The 5,867-nt window shown below is 28.5% G+C and carries 10 protein-coding genes and 1 pseudogene; all 11 read right to left on the bottom strand.

Annotated features, from left to right (window positions below; genetic code table 11):
• Positions 1-315: 315 nt before the first annotated feature.
• Positions 316-882, bottom strand: coding sequence for a Bdr family repetitive protein (bdr, locus tag DB318_RS05915; RefSeq protein ID WP_031539860.1), 567 nt, complete (start codon positions 880-882; stop codon positions 316-318).
• A 99-nt stretch (positions 883-981) separates the two neighbouring features.
• Positions 982-1,335, bottom strand: a complete 354-nt coding sequence (locus DB318_RS05910) for a BBA14 family lipoprotein (RefSeq protein WP_029346923.1) — start codon at positions 1,333-1,335, stop codon at positions 982-984.
• Positions 1,328-1,663 carry a BlyB family putative holin accessory protein gene (locus DB318_RS05905; RefSeq protein WP_031539736.1) on the bottom strand — a complete coding sequence of 112 codons (336 nt, stop codon included), beginning with the start codon at positions 1,661-1,663 and terminating at the stop codon, positions 1,328-1,330. The genes DB318_RS05910 and DB318_RS05905 overlap by 8 nt, the downstream gene beginning before the upstream one ends.
• Positions 1,653-1,999 (bottom strand): annotated as a pseudogene (locus DB318_RS05900) (BlyB family putative holin accessory protein). Before DB318_RS05900 ends, DB318_RS05905 begins: the two are co-directional and overlap by 11 nt.
• A gap of 3 nt (positions 2,000-2,002) precedes the next feature.
• Positions 2,003-2,197 (bottom strand): BlyA family holin, encoded by a 195-nt coding sequence (locus tag DB318_RS05895; protein WP_151074477.1) that lies wholly within the window; start codon positions 2,195-2,197, stop codon positions 2,003-2,005.
• A gap of 71 nt (positions 2,198-2,268) precedes the next feature.
• Positions 2,269-3,087, bottom strand: coding sequence for a DUF685 domain-containing protein (locus tag DB318_RS05890; RefSeq protein ID WP_031539858.1), 819 nt, complete (start codon positions 3,085-3,087; stop codon positions 2,269-2,271).
• 9 nt (positions 3,088-3,096) lie between these two features.
• Positions 3,097-3,702, bottom strand: a complete 606-nt coding sequence (locus DB318_RS05885) for a DUF735 family protein (protein ID WP_151074476.1) — start codon at positions 3,700-3,702, stop codon at positions 3,097-3,099.
• A 5-nt stretch (positions 3,703-3,707) separates the two neighbouring features.
• On the bottom strand, positions 3,708-4,586 hold the full coding sequence (locus DB318_RS05880; protein ID WP_031489783.1) for a DUF276 domain-containing protein: 879 nt from the start codon (positions 4,584-4,586) through the stop codon (positions 3,708-3,710).
• A complete protein-coding gene (locus tag DB318_RS05875) occupies positions 4,583-4,915 on the bottom strand; it encodes a contractile injection system sheath initiator (protein WP_029346928.1) in 333 nt (110 codons plus the stop codon). Before DB318_RS05875 ends, DB318_RS05880 begins: the two co-directional genes overlap by 4 nt.
• Positions 4,916-4,946: 31 nt before the next feature.
• The gene (locus tag DB318_RS05870; protein WP_029346929.1) at positions 4,947-5,495 is read right to left on the bottom strand and encodes a DUF777 family protein; all 549 of its coding nucleotides are present in this window, start codon (positions 5,493-5,495) and stop codon (positions 4,947-4,949) included.
• An 11-nt stretch (positions 5,496-5,506) separates the two neighbouring features.
• The coding region (locus DB318_RS05865; protein WP_151074475.1) for a DUF693 family protein at positions 5,507-5,867 on the bottom strand (361 nt) is incomplete at its 5' end.

Here is a 5,867-nt window from a genome sequence, read left to right as displayed (position 1 = left end):
TAAGAAGTTCTTCTTTAGATTTAGGCTTTTCTTGTTCGCTTAAATCGCGCTTTTTCCCGCTTTTTACTTCTTGGGTATTATTTTTATTATTATTCCTAAAAGCATCATTATTATCGGAATTACAGCTGTTTAGTAGAATAAAAAATATACAAAATAATATATTGACAATCTTCATTCTCCTCTCCTTTTTTATTAGTAATGTTTAATTTAATTATTGCTATTAAATATTGAATAAACAATTATTATTGAATTTTTCTTTTTAAGAGGATTGTTTGGAAATGATAAATTATATATTTTGAGGATTATTTGTAATTTCTATTTAGAAAACCCATTAATTATCGACGTAATAATATTTGCTATGCTAGATATAGCAATTGGAGCTATTATTATTGTAATAATAATTATTAATCTGTTGCTTATATTAAGTTTTTCTAATAAAAATTTTTCATGAATTTTGAGTTTTTCGTCAAGGTTTTGTTTGAGATTTTCTTCTAAATTAGACATATCTTGTTTTAAATTCTTTTCTATAGTGTCAATCTTGGCGTCTAAACTATCTATTTTGATATTTAAATTTTTTTCTACGAAATCTATCTTAGTATTTAAATTTTTTTCTACACCATCAATCTTAGTAGTAAGTTCACTTTTAACACTATCTATCTTAGTATCTAAATTCTTCTCTATACTATCTATCTTAGAAACAAGATTATCAAACTTTATTCCAAATTGTTTTTCTAAATTTTCTAAATCTCTATATGTAAGTTCATTGTGATAATATCTTTTAGATAAATCTTGTGCTATTAGTTGTTCCATCCCCAATCGTATAAACTCATTGTATATTTGTTCTTCAGTTATGCTTGTAGTATTTGTTAGCACGGTTTTCACAATATTTTTCCTTTATATCTTATTATACACTAGTTTAGTTTGCGGGGTCTATTTACACATATGAAGTATATTTTCTTGCAAGAAAAACCTTTTTGTAATTTACATTTTTAAATAAGAATATTGATTATAGACTTTTTTAGCTATAGGTTTTGTTTTTTGAATATACTCTAAAAGTAGTTTGATATTATATTTTATTGAAGTTATTGAGTGTTCGTCTTTTAGTTCTGATAAATCAGGATAAGTATATGTTGGGTAATTTGGATCATTAACTTTAGATTTTGTTTTACTTAAGAATGTTACAAGATACATAACATAATCTGATAGTTGCGCCTCATATTTAGTCAAAGATTCTAGTGTTTGAATAATTGGCGGCTCTGGCTCTTCTGGTAAACTAGCAATAGTAGTACAGCATAGTAGTAAAGTAATTAAGAAGTAGTTTGATAATTTAAGCATTTTCACCTCTTTTGAGAGCGTTTACATATTCTTTCATGATTTTATTACGCTTTGCTTTTAGTGAAGATATGATTCTTTTATTTTTGCTGTTAGAAATAGCTTCTATTATCTCAATGTTGCAGTTCACAATGTCTTGTATTTCTTTAAATATTTTCATTGATTCGGTTGTTTCCATAGACTTTAGTGATCCTATGTATGTTTTGTAAAAAAAATCTATTACCCTGCTAAAAGTATTAATGTAGTTATGATCTATGTTTGTTTCAGCTTTAGCTATGTTGGTTAAGCTGGATAGCAAATTAAGTCCTAAACCAATAGTGTTATTTTGCATTATTTGCTCCTTCTTGATAGATAGGTTTTCCTTCTTTGTTGAATTTTAAATTATTGGATATTTTTAGATTTTTTTCATTAGAATTAACCAGATCAATACATTGATTGATTTTCTCATTCACTGGAGCTAGTGTTTCAGCTATTGTTGGAGTTAATGTATTCTCAAGTCTTTCCATATTTGCTTTATAGATTAATTTATAATGAGAATACAATTCATAAACCAAAAAAATCCTTTATGTGCAATTTCGCTAAAGTCATCTTCAAATTTAGAGAATACGTCAATAAGGGTTGATATAGATGTAAGTCCAATCTCAAGATTATCTTTAGATAATTTCACGAATTAATCTCTTTTTTTAATATGATTATTGCCATTTCCATTTCTAAAAATCTTGCCTATTACTATAGATAATATGTCTTTTAGTAGTGGTTTTAGAAGAATCAATCCTCCTAGAACTAGTACTGTTACAAAAATCATTACGGCCATAAGTTTTATTTCGTTTAAATTAATTAGAAGTTCTGTTATTTTAATATCCATTTTTTAATCCTCGATTTTAATTTTTACATGTATATATTATATACCAAAACTTTAATTTTTGCTAAAAAAGTTCACAGTTTTAAAAGAACTGGAATTGAATTTCCTGATGTGTATGCTCTTTTTTGGACATACCATCCTTTGTACATAGGAACTCTACTAGATAGTCCTCGTGGGGCATAGGATTGTTCATAAACCATACTTTTTTCAGTTTCATCGTTATACTTTAGATATACCGCTTTAGTAGTTATATTGTTATAGTGTTCTACATCAAGCTCAATATCAAGATAAATAGGATAATTATCATTATATTTATAAAAAACAAGAGTAGCGGTATCGGAGTTTTCCATTTTGATAGTTATTGATTTATCTTTATATTCATATGAATAAAGTGTGGGCCCAAAAGCAAAACTTCTACCATGCGTAAAATCAGACGGCACTCCCAGTAATTGTTTAGGAATTGGTGTTTTTTGAATGCTGCTTGAATTAGGCATTATCAAAAGATTGTCACTTCTAGATAGAGTAGCTGATGATATACTATTTGTAAGTTGTGATTTTATTTTGCTAAAAAGGCTAGAAAGATTAGTAGAATCATTGTTAATTAGTTTGTCTGTTATTTTAGTATAAATTTTTTCTACAAAATCTGTATTGGCTGCAAGTTCTTCAGCAATTGTAGACTTGATTATTTCTTTAAAATAGCCGAGCCCTTCGCCCTTAAAGGTTTTGTCTTTAGTGGTTTTCAAAAAATTTTCATAAGTAATAGCATTGCTACTTGCAACTCCATCATCAAGTAGTAAAAGGTCCGTGTTCTTAACCTCATTAACCCTATTCAAATCTTTAATTTGTACTGTTTCTTCTTCATCAATTAATAATTTTTCTTGATCTACGGCCATTAAGCCCCCCTAATCATTAAAAGTGATAATATTTTTACCATCTTTGTCATTAATTTTAAGAACCCTACCTATAGGAATAATTCTCTTTATGAACGCATAAATTGAATGATCATAGCCCTTAGGAAGTGAGTTGAATACTAAAGTTTTTTTAGAAGCAGCGTATCCTGATTTTTTTTCTCTAATTAGTATCTTTTTAAGTAGTTTACCTTTTGCAGTGCTGGGTGAAATAAATGTAGTAAAGTTTGTTTTTATAGCCCCTTTAAAAGAGATATCAATAACACCAGCATCGGGTGTAGTAATTAAAACATCCACATTTAAAAAAGCCTTAAAAATTAGTCTAAATGATTCATCGGTGCCAATATGGCGCAAAGCAAAAATAACACTATTAATATTGCTTGTAATGCTTTTTAAAGTTTGAGTTTTTGCATAAAAAATTGATAAAACTTGAGATAGCCATATAGCAATATATCGTGATTTAACGTTTTCTTTTGCATCAATGGATATGAAGTTAGAATTAAGCACTTTAAGCTCATTGAGCAGTTTTTGTGCGTATTCAGTTTCTGTAATTAGAAATTTATGAACTTGAGTATCTTTTAAAAAATTGGGTATTTTCATAATTTTTAATTATCAATGTCAATAAGCAGTCGATCAGTTGTATTGAAAAGTAGCATTGTATCATTAGTAACGGCAATATCTTTGTTTGTTTGAAAATCGCCATCGCTAATGCTTGAAATACTTTGAGTATCTGTATCTTTAACATAAGCTTTAATTTCCATTGACCTAATTCCTTTTACTTCGTTAACTGGAGCAAAAAAGTCTTGATATTCAAAACTAATTCCCATATCAGAATAGTTGTTTGAAATAATCCTAGAATATATGTCTCTAATTTGAGCGTCTATATTTAAGTAGAGATAGTTTTTTAGATCAAGTTTGTACTTTACTTTCATATAAACATATTTTCTTTTGCCGAGTGATATTTTGTAGGATTTAAGCTGTCCAGTTGAGTTGAGGCCATCAATTTCTATGTCTCCATCAAGTAAAGTACCACTAGGAGTTGTAAGATATAATGTTTCCCAAAGTTGAGCCTTGAATTCAGAATTGTTAATATTAGTTTTACCGCTATCTAGTAAATCTTCTTTTAGAATTAGATATATATTGGCTTTACCAGCTGAACTTTTGATATTAGCATGCTCTACTCCAGTAAGATTAAGTAAAGCAGTGCGAACCGCACTGTAAGTTGTGCTTTTAGAAGAGATGTGTTCTTCAATAGCAGCCCAATAAGTACCACCCGGTTTCATTTTAGAAAAAAACAGATTAAGTTCATTAATTATTTCTTCTTCAATTAATGCTAAAGAAGATGCAATTATGTTGTAAATTGAGCTATGATTATTATCAATATTAATACCATACTTTACTCTTAAGTATTCTCTTTTAGATTTTACTATATCCTTAATTGTACGTTTTAGAATGCCAAAATCAGAATCAAAAACAATGCTCATAAATCAAACTCCATGTTCAAAACATCGCCCGGGAAAAAAAAGGATATATGTACTTTATGGGCTTGTATTTCAATTGAGATATTGATTATATCTAAGTTAAGCTCCTTAGATAGTTCATGAAAATAGTTTTTTACGGCTTGTAGATTATTAATTTTGAGCAATTTTAAAAGTAAGAAGTAGTCTAATCCCCAATTAGGAGCATAACTTAGACTACCCTTTAGAGTTTTAAGAAAGATAAACAGCTGTTGTTTTTGCTCATTAATTCCATCAACAAGCAAAACATCATTATTGTACACCAAATTGAAATTATCACCAATTCTTAAATCCATATTGGTTTAATTATATCATATTTATCAAAAATTACTTAAATAAACTGTTGATATCAGCAGTAATTCTAGAAGTTGCTATTCTTAAGCTTGCCTGATCAATTACTGAGTCCCCTATGATAGTTATACCATTGATAGCACTTATAATATTATCTAGAATTTTTTTCAAGCTAGTTGTTTGGTTGGCTATTTCAATCGTACTAGTTGTTTTGATTTTAATATTATCACAAATTAGATTCAAAGTTTTTGGACCAATTGCGCTAAGAATGTAAAAATGATGTTTGTCAAAATGAATATTGTCATTTTTATCAAAAAGATTAATGCTTGATTGAAGTAGTAAAACAGTATCGCCTTTTGATAGTTCAAGGCTGATATTAGATATATTTTTTGTGTGAATTTCTAAATTTTCAAATTCTGGCATTGTAACTATAGCCTCTTGGGTTTTCTGTTTAAACGTCTTTACAGTGCCAATTCGAGCTATAAAAATGTTTGAATAAATCCAATTTTTCATGTCTTCTTGTGCTAATGCATGCCCGTAAAGGCGCTGTTGCATTCTATAAATTTCATACTCTTCTTTGTTCATTTTAAATCCCTTTACCTTCTTAATCTAATATTATTAGAATCATCATATAGTTTAAGTATTAATGAGCACTCACCCGTGTTACTAAGTTTGGCAGTTGCTTCTTGTATAGTGTTTTTGATAATATTTCCTAGTCCATCAATGAATGAAACTTTATCACCGACATTTAGTTTGTGTGTGTAAAATGTTTTGGCGTTCCAAAATGTAAGATTCACCTTGAGCGTGGTACCCAAAGTAATTTCTTGTTGCGGGATAAACTCAAGTCCATAATCTTCTAATGCCTCGTAGTGTACATTTTTCCCCTCTTTTTTATATTTGGTAAATATAATATTGCAGTCATATCCCTTTACACCAGTACCAATATCAGCTATTATG

The sequence above is a fragment of the [Borrelia] turdi genome (assembly GCF_008828755.2).
Classification (GTDB): domain Bacteria; phylum Spirochaetota; class Spirochaetia; order Borreliales; family Borreliaceae; genus Borreliella; species Borreliella turdi.
This window is presented reverse-complemented; position numbering and strand designations above follow the sequence as displayed.

What these genes read in the sequence shown, in the direction of transcription:
- DB318_RS05910 (WP_029346923.1), bottom strand. Translation starts at nt 1,335, where the DNA reads ATGCTTAAATTATCAAACTACTTCTTAATTACTTTACTACTATGCTGT.
- DB318_RS05905 (WP_031539736.1), bottom strand. Translation starts at nt 1,663, where the DNA reads ATGCAAAATAACACTATTGGTTTAGGACTTAATTTGCTATCCAGCTTA.
- DB318_RS05895 (WP_151074477.1), bottom strand. Translation starts at nt 2,197, where the DNA reads ATGGATATTAAAATAACAGAACTTCTAATTAATTTAAACGAAATAAAA.
- DB318_RS05890 (WP_031539858.1), bottom strand. Translation starts at nt 3,087, where the DNA reads ATGGCCGTAGATCAAGAAAAATTATTAATTGATGAAGAAGAAACAGTA.
- DB318_RS05885 (WP_151074476.1), bottom strand. Translation starts at nt 3,702, where the DNA reads ATGAAAATACCCAATTTTTTAAAAGATACTCAAGTTCATAAATTTCTA.
- DB318_RS05880 (WP_031489783.1), bottom strand. Translation starts at nt 4,586, where the DNA reads ATGAGCATTGTTTTTGATTCTGATTTTGGCATTCTAAAACGTACAATT.
- DB318_RS05875 (WP_029346928.1), bottom strand. Translation starts at nt 4,915, where the DNA reads ATGGATTTAAGAATTGGTGATAATTTCAATTTGGTGTACAATAATGAT.
- DB318_RS05870 (WP_029346929.1), bottom strand. Translation starts at nt 5,495, where the DNA reads ATGAACAAAGAAGAGTATGAAATTTATAGAATGCAACAGCGCCTTTAC.